We start from the raw sequence: 12,840 nt of genomic DNA on the forward strand, positions 1-12,840 counted from the left end.
CCATATGGCACGTTATTTCCGTCGTCGTAAGTTCTGCCGTTTCACAGCAGAAGGCGTACAAGAGATCGATTATAAAGATATCGCTACGCTGAAAAACTATATCACTGAAAGTGGTAAAATTGTACCAAGTCGTATCACCGGTACTCGTGCAAAATACCAGCGTCAGCTGGCTCGTGCTATCAAGCGCGCACGCTACCTGTCTTTATTACCTTATACTGATCGTCATCAGTAATAGGTATATAGTCCATTAATGACTTGTAGAGGATAAGGTAATGCAAATTATTCTGCTTGATAAAGTAGCGAATCTGGGTAGCCTGGGTGATCAGGTTAACGTAAAATCGGGCTATGCTCGTAACTATTTAATCCCACAGGGTAAAGCTGTTTCTGCGACTAAGAAAAACATTGAGTTTTTCGAAGCGCGTCGTGCTGAGTTAGAAGCTAAATTAGCTGAAACTTTAGCAGCAGCTGAAGCTCGTGCAGCGAAAATCAATGCACTGGGTTCTGTCACTATCAGCTCTAAAGCGGGTGACGAAGGTAAACTGTTTGGTTCAATCGGTACTCGTGACATCGCTGATGCAGTAACTGCAGCTGGCGTTGAAATGTGCAAAAGCGAAGTTCGCCTGCCAAATGGCGTTCTGCGTACTACTGGTGACCACGAAGTTCACTTCCAAGTTCACAGTGACGTATTCGCTGAACTGAATGTTATCATCGTTGCTGAATAATCTTTGATTAAACAGTGAATGTTGATAAGGAAAACGCCAGCTTAGCTGGCGTTTTTTTTGAATAAATTTAAGTTTTTTTACCATAGTCTATGGCGTGCGATAATAACTTCCATCGCTTAAGCGTGTATAAGTAATGACGGTACCTGCGCTGTTTGTCACTTCTAGCATACTGACATCACCTTGTGGACTACGCTGTAATCGAATCGCCTGCCCTGAACGTAATTGGCTTAATGATTTCTGTTGATCTTCTGATTTTGCCATAGAGAAAGCATCATTTACTGGAAGTTGATTATCTCTAAAGAGCTGCGCTAAGGTTTGCCCTTCTTTAATGGTATATGTTTGCCATTTTTGTGTGGATGTTGAAGCAGACTCTTGTGGTTGCGCTGTTTGATCAACGTTTTCATCTATATTGTTTGCCGTTGAGTGTTCACTGGGGCTCTCTGTTCCTTGATCGGCATCTAAGCTATCTTGAGCTTGAGGGATCGGTGCCTGATAAATTGGCGTTTCGTTAGTGACTGAGGGTGCAATTGGCACAGGAAGATCTTGTGTTGATGATGACGGTTGAGGTGGCTCACCATTATTTTCACTTGTCGGCCAAAAAAACACGACCAACAAAACTACGGCAATAACCAGTATTGCTCGACGATGTAAGCCAGGGAATTTGCCCATATTCACCTCATTATTGATCTGTGAATCAGTATTATGAATTGCTGTAACATCTTTTTTATTCCTTGTAGCCATACTAGCACGAACCATGATCCTAACCTGCTCCCTGAATTCTTTTCAGAATTATCTATTTTCTCTAACCATTAATGTTCTTCATTTCCTTGATGATTAACTAAAAATAACTTTATACGTTGATAAGCATTTTTATCGGTTTCTATGGTTAAGGCTTGTGTTAATTCACCATAAAGATCATGAGGCAATAATGTATCAGACCAAGTTGAAAGAACATTCAGCGCCATATTTCTATCACGTAATATCGGGCTACGTAATTGCCGTTTGATGAGTGACCAGCCGATACCGGGAAAACCACCAAGATCTTGCATAATATATTCAACGGCATGATGGGGCTGATATTCAGAGTAGGTAGTTATTAATGGATCATCTGTGCTACCTAATTGTGTTAATTCAATTTGTTGTTCTGCAAGTTTGACTACTCTTTCTATTTTATGAGAAGCATCTGTTTGCATTAATTGATACCACCAGTCTGCATTTGGATTATCTTTTTGTAGTGAAAAGAGTAATTCCCAAATATCAAGGCGAAGAGACTTTGCTACCAGACTTGCTTGGTAATTTTTTGAGCGAGAGGGATGTTGTAATGCTTCAATAATGAGTGTTGACCACTCTGGTTTTTGAATAATATTTTGTGAAACAGACATAATTTGCTGTTGGCCATGGTCATCCCACCCTAATGTTTCGAGTAATAACCAATCTTCACCACTATTTTGTACAAAATCAGTGATTTCACAAACGCAATAAAGTAATTTTAGCTCTTTTGGTGGCAGTGCATCGACTTGTGAAATAAACGCTTTGCAAACTTGAGCACCCTCACTGTAATCATAAATATCTTTTGCTGGGCCACCATTAAGCAATGCACGTAATAAATCACTACAACCCAGTAGCAGTGTGTTATCTAAAGGATGCGTATGGAGTATCTCTAATAGTTTGCCTTTCGTTACACAGTCATAGGCGACATATTCTGTCATTACATTATTTTTATACCCTTCAGTGAGTAACCAATAACGATTATTTACCGAAAGAGTTGATGGCAGATGTTCAATAAACTGAATTCGTCCCCAGCCTTTAGTTCGTTGACCGAGGGCGTGTAAAAAAGGCTCAAACTCTTCACAAGAAAGGCGCTGTTTTAGCGAACGAATCGCATAAAGTGTAAATTCAGGGTGGAGGGCGAACAATAAAAGTAAACGTTGAGAAGTATTATCACGAAATGATCTTAACAACCCTAAAGCGATTTTAACGGGATTCTTATCAGGGCTCAGTTTTAAGATCCATAAGATCAACTGAAAATAGATCTTATTTTTAAACAATGCTTCATCTTGTTCTATTTGGTCGATCAACTGGGAAAGATAAGTTATTGGGGCGAGTTTATCCTGACAGACTATTGCATAAAAAGAAGTGATATGATCTTTATCGGGTAAAAGCACAACATTTTTGATTGCGTTATAGAGTGATAGGATAAATTCCTCACATGATTGCTGTGAAGGTTGCTGTTCGATCGCGCGACCTATCCGTTGATGCAGAATAATACCTTCGCGAGCGCCTGCTGACCAACTGAAAGGAATAGATTCATTATTTGATTTTTCTTTTAAGTGGTTTTCTGACAATAGATTTAATTCATCAGGTAAAGGCTCATCGCCTATTTCATAAGGAATTAACAGTGAAAAAAGCGAAGGAGTAGAAGTAGGAAAAACATTAGGAAAGTCTATATTAAGATCAATAGACAGAGGTGACTTACTGAAAAGCTTATCGCGCCAATGAGTCATAATATGTCCTATTTGTTTTGCCGTCTTAGTATAACTTTAGCGGAAAATAGATAAACTGGATAAAAAAAGGTCAGAAAATCCACTTATATCACTTAAAAAGTCACGCCTAAAACAGCCTCCTTTTTTCTAAGATTGAAAACAGATTAAAAAAAACTGGTCAAGGAAATTAAAAAGCGCTACATTACTGTAATTCAATATTGTTATATTATAACATTACAAGTATGATTGGAGTTTTATATGAAACCAGGTATTCATCCACAATATCGAACTGTCATTTTTCATGACACTAGTGCAGATGCTTACTTTAAAGTTGGTTCAACCATTAAGACGGAAAAAACGATAGAGTATGAAGGGGCAATTTACCCTTATGTCACGTTAGATGTCTCTTCTCAATCTCATCCATTTTATACCGGTAAGCAAAAAACACATTCTCAAGAAGGTAATGTGGCGCGCTTTAATAAACGTTTTGGCCGTTTTGTTAAGTAAGAAGGAAAGAAAAATGCAGGTATTAAGCTCATTAAAAAGTGCAAAACAGCGCCATCCTGATTGTAAGGTTGTGCGTCGCCGTGGTCGTCTTTATGTAATTTGTAAGTCAAATCCACGTTTTAAAGCAGTTCAGGGGTAAGATCATGCAAAGACCGATATTTTCTTGTTTTTTGATTATGGGTTTGTTGAGTAGTGCGATGTCTGTTTTGGCTCATGGGCATCATCATGAAAAAGTACAAACACAAGCACAACGAGATGCTGCTAATGGTATTTTTGAGGACAAGGACGTTCTCAATCGCCAGCTTAGTGATTGGGATGGCGTATGGCAATCTGTAGAGCCTTATCTGGTTAGTGGCGAGCTAGATGAGGTTTTACAAAAGAAAGCAGAAACGAAAAAAGATAAAACGGTTGAAGAGTACCGAGCCTATTATGCACAAGGCTATAAAACTGATGTGGATATGGTTGGCATTGAAAACAATATTATTGAGTTCCATAGAGGCGAGAACGTCGATAGCTGTGAATATCATTATGATGGTTATCGTATTCTACATTATGAGTCTGGTAAAAAAGGCGTACGTTATCTTTTCCGTTGCGATGATGCTAAAAGCCAAGCACCTAAATTTATTCAATTTAGCGACCATATTATTGCGCCAGAGAAAGCAGGGCACTTCCATTTATATATGGGCAATATATCGCAAGATGAATTACTTAAAGAACTAAGTAACTGGCCAACGTATTACCCTTATTCCATGAAAGCAGATGATATTGTTCATGAAATGCTTTATCACTGATTTAAGTAAAATAAATAGAAAATAAAATAATAAAAAAATCTTTAGCAAAGGAATGCTAGATTTTTTTTAATTAATTATGTGATATCAAAAGAACAATAAAATAATTCATGTGAAAGTTATTTGATTGGTAATACATCAAGTTATAGTATTAACAGTGGTATGATTACATAGGCTTTATCACATCATATAAAATATATATGCTATTTACACATATCTTTTAATATAACATATTCGCTTGGTGCAAAGATTGACTGTTTATAGCAAATATAATATCCCTTAGAGACTAAATCATATCTGACATAAAATGAAAAAAAGAAACTAAAAACAATTCCAGCTATTGCAATAATAGCAAGATAACCGGCGATTTTATTATTCATTTTTTTTATTTTTTTCTTATATGCACAAATAAAAATTAAATAAGAAAAATATATTAGTAAGGGTGAGCCAAAACATAATAATGCAGTCTGGAAAGAGAATAATATACGCTCTTTCATTGAAAAATATTCAATGTAATATGATATTGAAAAATAAAAACAAAAAATAGATAATAAAAAAATAAATAAAGAAGTTAAAAATAATTTCAGTGGGCTTATTTTATCCACGGCTAAGTCTCCCCCATTGTGTGAAAAATTGATCAGGGTGATAAGGCGTTTCAGGTTTCTTTTCCCGATAAGATTTTAGATTTTTAATAATGGTTTCACTGATCTTAAATTCATCATCTAACTTATAGAGAAAATATGAAATTGCAAGACTCAGTAAAAATATTCCTACAGATACAACAATGACACTTCCTCCTGAAATTATCCCTAATGTTGTTATAACACCGACTATAGTTGTAATTACTTGTGTTGCAATAGCCAATTTTGCCATATCCATAGTTATATTTATGAAAAAACTAGTGAGCTCATATTCATCTCTAAATATGAGCTCTACAATTCTATAAGTTGCTGAAAATACAATTGCAAAGCGTACTCCTCCAGCTGAAACGGAATTCATTCCTTGAGTTCCTACTCCCATATATATAATACGAGGATTATTTGCTAGATATCGAGTCGCATTTAAATAAGCTCTAACGCCCGCATGACTTGAAATTCTTATATAAATATTTCTAAATTCATTAATAATCCTTTCGACTCTATATGATATCATAGATATTTCCAGAATATGATGAAGCGATATCACCAATACTAAATAAAGTGTCTTTCGATGATTTGTAAGGTGTTGGAGTAGATAAGTTTTTTAGAACATCATCAGCTTCTTCAATGGTGATAAGTGCCGCAACATTTTCATCATCTTCCGTATCATTAAGGATCCGCTCAATTCTTTTTTTATAAATTTAAATTAGATTAATAAAATTTATGATTTTATGCAATTAAAAATATCCACTGTTAGATTAATTAATTGAAAGTTAGCTTAACAACAAGGGTGATTTTATTTTTTATTATGTAATATTCTATTTTTATTATTTACTTTAAGTGGATAGTATCCTTCGCTATACAAGAAGTTATTTTTATTTTTTTTATATAATTAATAAATAAACTGAAGATATATAAATATAATTTTTAATATTTTTCGATAATAAGAGAAAATAGTAAAGGAAAAAGCAGTAGCATCCATGCTGACTTACTTTTATAAGTTGAGTTAACGATTATTTATAATCCCTGGCAGAGATACTTCATCTCCATATAATCTTCAATACCGTGTTCAGAGCCTTCACGACCTAAACCTGATTGTTTAATTCCTCCAAATGGTGCAACTTCATTAGAAATTAAACCCGTATTAATGCCCACCATGCCGTATTCTAAATTTTCAGCAACACGCCAAATACGTTGTGGATTTTCACTATAAAAATAAGCCGCTAAGCCATAAATGGTATTATTAGCTAAATGCACCACTTCATCTTCATTTTCAAAAATAACTAAAGGTGCTACAGGGCCAAAGATCTCTTCTTCAAGGATATGGCTATCAGCAGGAACATTGCCGACAACGGTAGGTTGGAAGAAGTTTTCACCAGCTTTATCACCGTCTCCACCACAAAGCAGTGTTGCACCGCGTTTTAGTGTGTCAGCAAGCAATGATTGTGATTTCTCAACAGCTTTACGGTTAATGAGAGGCCCAATAGTAACACCTTCTTCAAAACCATTTCCTACTTTGAGCTTTTTAACAGCAGCAACAAAGCGTTCACTAAATTGTTGATAAACATCCTTATGAATATAGAAACGGTTAGCGCAAACACAGGTTTGTCCTGCATTACGGAATTTTGCTCCCATAGCACCTTCAACTGCTTTATTAATATCAGCATCATTAAACACGATAAATGGTGCGTTACCGCCTAATTCTAAAGAGACTTTTTTTACGCTATCTGAGCACTGGCGCATTAATAAACGTCCAACACCTGTAGAGCCTGTAAAACTTAATTTGCGAACACGGTTATCGGAGGTAAAGACTTCGCCAATTTTAATGGCATCACCTGTCACAATATTAATAACACCAGCTGGAATACCGGCTTGAGTCGCTAATTCAGCTAAGGCCAATGCGGTATAAGGTGTTTCATTGGCAGGTTTAATCACCATAGTACAACCCGCCGCTAATGCAGGTGCGGCTTTACGGGTGATCATAGCTGCCGGGAAGTTCCAAGGTGTGATAGCAGCACAGACACCAATACCTTGTTTGATCACCATCAAGCGTTTATCAGCAGAAGGTGAGGGAATAATTTCACCGTTAGTTCTCTTACCTTGCTCGGCAAACCACTCAATAAAAGAGGCTGCATAAGTAATTTCACCTTCAGCTTCAGCAACGGGTTTACCTTGCTCAAATGTCATTAATTCAGCAAGTTTTCTTTTATTTTCAGTGATTAATCTAAACCAATTTTGCAATAATGCTCCGCGCTGATGTGCTGTGAATGCACGCCATTGCGGTAAGGCTTTTTGTGCGGCATCAACCGCCATTATGGCTTCTTGTGTTCCCATATTAGGAACTGTACCTAGTTGTGTGCCAGTTGCGGGATCAATGACATCAATCGTGTCGTTATTTTTAGCATTACACCAAAGACCATCAATATAGCCTTGTTCGCGGAAATAGGGATTTGTCGTTATCTTCACTTAATACCTCTCTGAACATATCTGTATATTGATATTTAGCGCTGAATTAACAGGGCTAGGCTGTTTTATGCCTACTGATAATTATATGCCTGTGTTGCGGAGTTGTGAAAATAAGTATGACAAATCACACTAAAAAAGTGCTAAAAACAGGATAAATAGCGTCAATTGCTTCTATTTTTAATGAATAACCCCCATTACTCAAGACAGAAGGTTTACGCTGTACCTTACCACTGTTATTCTTGGGATCAACTTTCATAAAAAACAGGTATTTTTCATGTCAAAACCATCATTTGATTCTATCGAATCACAGGCAAGTTACGGTATTGGTCTGCAAGTCGGTCAACAACTGACAGAATCAGGTCTTCAAGGATTAGAGCCCGCAGCACTGTTAGCTGGCTTGACCGATGCATTAGAAGGTAATGCGCCTTCTGTACCTGTTGAAACATTACACAATGCCTTACGTACTATGCATGAGCGTGCTGAAGCTGTTCGTCAAGAACGCCAAGCTGAGCTGGCTGATGCGGGTAAAATTTTCTTAGAAGAGAATGTGAAAAATGAAGGCGTTCAAGTTACAGAGTCAGGTTTACAGTATAAAGTACTGACAGCGGGTGAAGGTGCGATCCCTGCACGTACTGATCATGTTCGTGTTCATTACACGGGTCGTTTAATTGACGGCACTGTATTTGACAGTTCTGTTCAACGCGGTCAGCCAGCGGAATTCCCTGTAAATGGTGTTATCGCAGGTTGGATTGAAGCATTAACATTAATGCCAGTAGGCTCTAAGTGGGAATTATATATCCCTTATCAATTAGCCTATGGTGAACGTGGAGCAGGTGCGGCTATTCCTCCATTCGCAACATTAGTATTTGAAGTAGAATTATTAGAAATTTTATAATTTCTTATTCTGCGGCAAATCAGAGTAAAAAATAGCCGGTTTTGCCGGCTATTGTTGTCTCTATACTAAAATAAAGAGATAGTAGGGTAATTGATTTTTATAAGAGAAGTGATCATGCTTATAGAAATAAGAGAGGTGCATTATGTTAGAACAAGTCAGCAAATTAGCTCGCCAAGCCGGTATGGCGATAATGCAGATTTATCAGCAATCCGAGCCGATTCAAGTGCAGGAGAAAAGTGATCATTCACCTGTGACGGAAGCAGATTTAGCAGCTCATCAAATTATCAAACAAGGACTTGCTTCTATTGCTCCTGACATCCCACAATTATCTGAAGAAGATCCACCTGAATGGGAAGTTCGCCGTCATTGGGATCGGTATTGGCTAATTGATCCACTAGATGGTACAAAAGAATTTATCAGTAAAAATGGTGAGTTTACGGTGAATATCGCCTTAATCGAAAAGGGCATTCCTGTTTTAGGTGTAGTTTATGCACCAGTGCAAAATGTGTTATATGCGGCTGCCAATAAAAAAGCGTGGAAAGAGGAGTGTGGTCAGCGATTACCTATCCATGCAAGCCGAGCAGACCCTCCTGTGATTGTAATTAGTCGATCTCATCAAGATGATGAATTAAAAGAGTATTTATCACAATTAGGTGAACATCAAACGGTCGCCGTCGGCTCATCTCTAAAATTTTGTCTTGTTGCGGAAGGTAAAGCGCAGCTTTATCCCCGCTTTGGACCTACACATACATGGGATACCGCAGCTGGTCATGCTATCGCTATTGCAGCAGGTGCGCATGTTACCGATTGGAAAGGGGTAACTCTAGATTATTCTCCTAAAGCATCATTGATAAATCCAGGATTTAGAGTCTCTATATTTTAGTATCATATTATAGGATCAGAGCCCTTTATTTAATAAGGGCTTTGATATAGAGATTATTCTTTAATGAGATCATTGATAAGATTGATGGCTGTTGTGATTTCCGAGCCACTTAACACACCTTCTTTGACAAAACGGACTTTGCCTTGTTTATCAAGTACAACAATCGCTGAACTCTCTTTTTCTAACCCCCAGCCTTTTAATGCTACGCCATCGGCATCAACAATAAATTGTGACCAAGGAAACTCTTTTTTACTGTCTTCGACACTGCCACGTACAAAGGGACCTGTACCAAATACTGCATCATCTGTATTAATAATGGTTGTTGTTTGATAACTCGCTTGCGGGAATTTGGCTAATTTAACTGCTTCAATAAATGGCGCATTCATCTCCTTTGCTTTACTCCGTCCTGCTATATGCTGAACAGTACGTACTTTCCCACTCAGCAGACCACTGTTCCAATTTTGGTAGCTAAACTTATCTTTGGCTGTGTCATAAAGTAGCTCACCTTTGTCATTGATGGTGACCGCTGGGAGAACCGTATTTTCAGTGATGTTATGGGCCAATACCCACGTTGAAGTGCTAAGTAAAAGTGTCGCTAAGGTGAGTTTGTGCATAGCTATTGTCCTATTATTGAGGTCACGTTAGGTTCTATTTAAGCATAGAAGCTAGTGAAGAATAATACCTCATTATTGATACATTTATTTAACATTGAGAGGGTGAGATATTGCTTACGTTATCTTGATTTACATTCTTTACTGTCAATAAATGTAAAAATAGATAAGAAATTTAAATAAGTTGAACCTAGTACTTATAATTAGGTCTTTAAATTTGATATATAAAGATAAGTCTTTATGACTTATTAAACTCAACAACGAGCATGGGAGACTAACTGAAAGATGAAAATCTTCAATCGCTATAACCCTGAAAAAATTGCTCTCTACGTTAAGACGTTATTTCGTGGACGGTTTTATATCAAAGGAATGGGTGCATTTGAATTCGATTACGGTAAAATTCTATTACCTAAAATAAAAGATAAGCTACATTTTAATGTAATGAGTGAAGTAAACCAGCAGGTTATTTTACTTAAGGCTGAAATGGGTTAACTTTTATCTGATAGATAACTGAGTCTTTCTCTTCGAGTTTTCAGATAAGGCTCAGTTATTAATTTCATTTAGTTACTAACTAATCAGCAATTTTATTTTCATCTTTTTTGATTTCGACTTCCGTTGTTGTTGTCTGTGTAACAGGAACATGCTCCTGTAAGACGGGTTTAACGGGAGGAATATCATCAACTTTTGTCACAAGTAATTGATCAATTTTATAATTATCAATATCGACAACTTCAAACTTATACCCCGAGAACTTCACGTAATCAGTGCGTTTTGGAATTTTACGCAAGCGGTACATCATAAAACCTGCAATAGTTTCATAGTTACTAGAATCAGGGAAATCATCAATATCAAGTGCACGCATCACATCATCAATTGGTGTACCACCTTCAACTAACCATGAGTGTTCATCACGACTGACAATTTGCTCTTCTTGCCCTGGTCCAATTAAATCGCCCATCAATGTTGTCATCACATCATTTAGTGTAATAACGCCCATTACCATGGCATATTCATTGAGGATGATGGCAAAATCTTCACCTGATGTTTTAAAACTTTCTAACATATCTGAGAGTGTCAATGTATCAGGAATAATGAGAGCTTTGCGGATATGAACGCCTTCATTAAGATTTAGGCTTTGTCCATTGATAACTCGATTAAGAAGCTCTTTAGAATCTACATAACCAATAATATGGTCGATATCACCTTCACACACTAAAAATTTAGAGTGAGGCTGGGTGGCAATTTTTTCTTTAATGTCGTTTTCAGTTTCTTCGCGATCAAAATAAACCACATCTTCCCTAGGCGTCATTGCAGAAGGAACGGTGCGTGATTCTAATTCAAAGACATTTTCAATGAGTTCATGTTCTTGTTTACGTAAAACCCCAGCAACAGCCCCGGCTTCTACAATGGCGAAGATATCATCAGAAGTAATATCTTCATTTCTGACCATCGGGATTTTAAATAGCTTGAAGATGAGATCCGCCATACCATTAAATAACCACACCAGAGGGCGGAAAAAGGCAAGACAGAGGCGCATTGGATTGACAATTCGTAATGCGATAGCTTCTGGCTTAATCATACCAATACGTTTGGGGGTTAAATCAGCCAGTAAAATAAACATTGATGTGACAATAATAAAAGAACAAATAGACCCAAGTTGCTGAGCTAATGGTTCTTCAAAAAACTGTAGATAAAAGCTTTTAAGTGAAGGAGAAAATGCGGATTCACCGACAATACCCGCTAAGATAGCAACGGCATTTAATCCAATTTGTACGACTGTAAAAAACATGCCTGGCATTTCTTGCATTTTTAATACACGAGCGGCGTTAATATTGCCCTCATCGACTAGTTGTTTGAGTTTAATTCGACGAGAAGCAGCAAGCGAGATTTCAGACAGTGAAAAAAAGGCGCTGATAGCACAAAGCAAAAGCACAATGAGTAAACTATTAAGCATATAAGGCTCACATCACCCCGAGTATTTAATCCAAAGGGCAATACTAGAGTGTTAAAAATAGAAGATAAATCAATATATTGTGATGGAATTATTCACAAAGATAGATAAGAGGGCGTAATTATATCATCGCCCTACTATTTTCTGCTAGTGTTACTTTTCTGGGGGATAGCAGATACCAATTCCACCTAACCCACAATAACCTTTTGGGTTTTTATGTAAATATTGCTGGTGGTAGTCTTCAGCAAAATAGAATGGGCCCGCTGGCTGAATTTCAGTGGTGATCTTTTCAGTAGTACCTTGGGCATTCATCGCTTGTTGATAACGTTTCTTTGACTCAACAGCTTGTGCATATTGTTCAGTGTTGACGGTGTAAATAGCAGAACGGTATTGACTCCCAATATCATTACCTTGGCGCATACCTTGTGATGGATTATGATTTTCCCAAAAAAGAGCCAGAAGTTGTTGGTAGCTAATTATTGCGGGGTCAAAAATAATTCTCACCACTTCACTATGGCCAGTTAAACCTTGGCAAACTTGTTGGTAGGTTGGATTTTCTGTTACACCACCGCTATAACCTGCACTTGTTGAGTAAACGCCAGGCTGTTGCCAAAATAGACGTTCAGCACCCCAAAAACAGCCCATGGCAAAATAAGCGATACTCATCTTTTCCGGGATCTCATTAATGGAATGCCCATTTACCGCATGATTAGCAGATATTTCTAATGGCGTCGAAGTGCCCCTTAAGGCATTCTCAGGTTGGTAAGCTTGATGTTGCAAGGTAGACTCCATTTTTTATATTTGTAAACGCTTTACTATGGTAAAGGTTTAATATTGTTATAAACTAAATCTACAATAAAGCTTAAAACAGTTTGTCGTCAATTTATCACATGAAT

At 37.2% G+C, this 12,840-nt stretch carries 16 protein-coding genes; 8 read left to right on the forward strand and 8 right to left on the reverse strand.

What is annotated here, in order from left to right; genetic code table 11:
• Window positions 1-4 precede the first annotated feature (4 nt).
• Entirely contained in the window at window positions 5-232 is a 228-nt protein-coding gene (rpsR, locus tag GWJ05_RS00715; protein ID WP_000135199.1) for a 30S ribosomal protein S18, read from the forward strand.
• 40 nt (window positions 233-272) lie between these two features.
• Window positions 273-722, forward strand: a complete 450-nt coding sequence (rplI, locus tag GWJ05_RS00720) for a 50S ribosomal protein L9 (RefSeq protein ID WP_023583606.1) — start codon at window positions 273-275, stop codon at window positions 720-722.
• Window positions 723-809: 87 nt separating this feature from the next.
• Here the strand turns inward: rplI and GWJ05_RS00725 are convergent, their stop codons facing one another.
• Together GWJ05_RS00725 and GWJ05_RS00730 are read right to left on the reverse strand one after the other, a co-directional pair.
• Window positions 810-1,478, reverse strand: coding sequence for a LysM-like peptidoglycan-binding domain-containing protein (locus tag GWJ05_RS00725; RefSeq protein ID WP_103005240.1), 669 nt, complete (start codon window positions 1,476-1,478; stop codon window positions 810-812).
• A gap of 53 nt (window positions 1,479-1,531) precedes the next feature.
• On the reverse strand, window positions 1,532-3,226 hold the full coding sequence (locus GWJ05_RS00730; RefSeq protein ID WP_052038567.1) for a hypothetical protein: 1,695 nt from the start codon (window positions 3,224-3,226) through the stop codon (window positions 1,532-1,534).
• A 237-nt stretch (window positions 3,227-3,463) separates the two neighbouring features.
• Here GWJ05_RS00730 and GWJ05_RS00735 point away from each other — a divergent pair, with 237 nt between their 5' ends.
• The 3 genes from GWJ05_RS00735 to zinT are packed head-to-tail and all read left to right on the forward strand — an operon-like array spanning window position 3,464 to window position 4,503.
• Window positions 3,464-3,712 (forward strand): type B 50S ribosomal protein L31, encoded by a 249-nt coding sequence (locus tag GWJ05_RS00735; RefSeq protein WP_036939430.1) that lies wholly within the window; start codon window positions 3,464-3,466, stop codon window positions 3,710-3,712.
• 13 nt (window positions 3,713-3,725) lie between these two features.
• Window positions 3,726-3,851: a type B 50S ribosomal protein L36 gene (gene ykgO / locus GWJ05_RS00740; RefSeq protein WP_006535739.1), complete on the forward strand. Its 126-nt coding sequence runs from the start codon at window positions 3,726-3,728 to the stop codon at window positions 3,849-3,851.
• A gap of 4 nt (window positions 3,852-3,855) precedes the next feature.
• The gene (gene zinT, locus GWJ05_RS00745) at window positions 3,856-4,503 is read left to right on the forward strand and encodes a metal-binding protein ZinT (protein WP_036939427.1); all 648 of its coding nucleotides are present in this window, start codon (window positions 3,856-3,858) and stop codon (window positions 4,501-4,503) included.
• Window positions 4,504-4,703: 200 nt separating this feature from the next.
• Here zinT and GWJ05_RS00750 read toward each other — a convergent pair whose 3' ends face one another.
• From GWJ05_RS00750 to GWJ05_RS00760, 3 genes are all read right to left on the reverse strand, one after another.
• Complete coding sequence (locus GWJ05_RS00750; protein ID WP_082239502.1) at window positions 4,704-5,105, reverse strand: DUF1240 domain-containing protein; 402 nt, start codon at window positions 5,103-5,105, stop codon at window positions 4,704-4,706.
• Window positions 5,098-5,652, reverse strand: coding sequence for a hypothetical protein (locus GWJ05_RS00755; RefSeq protein WP_052038566.1), 555 nt, complete (start codon window positions 5,650-5,652; stop codon window positions 5,098-5,100). The genes GWJ05_RS00750 and GWJ05_RS00755 overlap by 8 nt, the downstream gene beginning before the upstream one ends.
• Before the next feature lie 503 nt (window positions 5,653-6,155).
• Window positions 6,156-7,604, reverse strand: a complete 1,449-nt coding sequence (locus GWJ05_RS00760) for an NAD-dependent succinate-semialdehyde dehydrogenase (RefSeq protein ID WP_087803775.1) — start codon at window positions 7,602-7,604, stop codon at window positions 6,156-6,158.
• Between the two features lie 274 nt (window positions 7,605-7,878).
• On the opposite strand from GWJ05_RS00760, the gene GWJ05_RS00765 reads away from it, so the two are divergent.
• Both GWJ05_RS00765 and cysQ read left to right on the forward strand, forming a co-directional pair.
• On the forward strand, window positions 7,879-8,499 hold the full coding sequence (locus tag GWJ05_RS00765) for a peptidylprolyl isomerase (protein WP_036939421.1): 621 nt from the start codon (window positions 7,879-7,881) through the stop codon (window positions 8,497-8,499).
• Window positions 8,500-8,641: 142 nt separating this feature from the next.
• Window positions 8,642-9,382 carry a 3'(2'),5'-bisphosphate nucleotidase CysQ gene (gene cysQ / locus GWJ05_RS00770; protein ID WP_036939418.1) on the forward strand — a complete coding sequence of 247 codons (741 nt, stop codon included), beginning with the start codon at window positions 8,642-8,644 and terminating at the stop codon, window positions 9,380-9,382.
• Window positions 9,383-9,435: 53 nt separating this feature from the next.
• On the opposite strand, the gene GWJ05_RS00775 is transcribed toward cysQ, so the two are convergent.
• Entirely contained in the window at window positions 9,436-9,996 is a 561-nt protein-coding gene (locus GWJ05_RS00775) for a YtfJ family protein (protein WP_036939415.1), read from the reverse strand.
• 282 nt (window positions 9,997-10,278) lie between these two features.
• On the opposite strand from GWJ05_RS00775, the gene GWJ05_RS00780 reads away from it, so the two are divergent.
• On the forward strand, window positions 10,279-10,485 hold the full coding sequence (locus GWJ05_RS00780; protein WP_036939412.1) for a DUF1107 domain-containing protein: 207 nt from the start codon (window positions 10,279-10,281) through the stop codon (window positions 10,483-10,485).
• A 79-nt stretch (window positions 10,486-10,564) separates the two neighbouring features.
• Here GWJ05_RS00780 and GWJ05_RS00785 read toward each other — a convergent pair whose 3' ends face one another.
• Both GWJ05_RS00785 and msrA read right to left on the reverse strand, forming a co-directional pair.
• Entirely contained in the window at window positions 10,565-11,947 is a 1,383-nt protein-coding gene (locus tag GWJ05_RS00785) for a hemolysin family protein (RefSeq protein ID WP_036939410.1), read from the reverse strand.
• Window positions 11,948-12,097: 150 nt separating this feature from the next.
• Window positions 12,098-12,736, reverse strand: coding sequence for a peptide-methionine (S)-S-oxide reductase MsrA (msrA, locus tag GWJ05_RS00790; RefSeq protein WP_087803773.1), 639 nt, complete (start codon window positions 12,734-12,736; stop codon window positions 12,098-12,100).
• Window positions 12,737-12,840 lie beyond the last annotated feature (104 nt).

This window comes from Proteus sp. G2626 (genome assembly GCF_009915985.1).
GTDB classification, from domain to species: domain Bacteria; phylum Pseudomonadota; class Gammaproteobacteria; order Enterobacterales; family Enterobacteriaceae; genus Proteus; species Proteus vulgaris.